General features: G+C 54.6%; 2 protein-coding genes. Both read left to right on the top strand.

Annotated elements, in window-relative coordinates; all coding sequences use genetic code 11:
• Positions 1-181: hypothetical protein (locus tag EXE42_RS19645; protein WP_206750729.1), on the top strand; the 181-nt coding region annotated here is incomplete at its 5' end.
• A gap of 38 nt (positions 182-219) precedes the next feature.
• The coding region (locus tag EXE42_RS15330) for a hypothetical protein (protein WP_137706890.1) at positions 220-636 on the top strand (417 nt) is incomplete at its 3' end.

Genomic DNA, 636 nt, shown 5'->3' on the forward strand with positions numbered 1-636 from the left:
CGAGGGCGTCTCGGTCGGGAAGCTCGACTTAGAATCCGAGGTCGGTGAGACGGACGGCGAGCCAGCGATCGACTACGCCTGGAAACACGATCCTGCGACGTTCGCAGAGTACAGCCTTCGCGACGTTCAGGCGTGTGTCGCGATTAACCGCGAGAGTCAGAAAAACGTCAGCATTATCTGACGCTTACATTTTTATATCCGCAACCCAAATACAGCGGTATGAGCGGACGTACGCTCTACCACGACGAACGCGAACAGGATACCGAGATGACGCCGCCCGACAACGCTGCGACGCGGCGATCGGATCTCCAAGAGCGATACAGTTTCTACATCCTCAACCCCGAGTACAGAGAGAACGTTGAATACCAGTTGTGGATCAACGATCAGTACGGTGATGAGTATCCCGTCGTCTCATCGAGTACGCTTGATCAGGCGACGTTCTTCAGTCAAGATCAGGGAGTCGGAGATTCTATCAATCTTACCGAGGACTTCTTCGACGCTCTCGCTGCTGTCATCCACAAATCGCTGTGGCACGAGTACGACGAAGTTCCGTACGAGGCGACAACTGTGTGGGCGCAGTTAGAATACGAACACCGACCACCCCACCACGAGACGTGGTTGATAACGGTTCTCGTT

The organism is Halorubrum sp. SP3, from assembly GCF_005435195.1.
GTDB classification, from domain to species: domain Archaea; phylum Halobacteriota; class Halobacteria; order Halobacteriales; family Haloferacaceae; genus Halorubrum; species Halorubrum sodomense.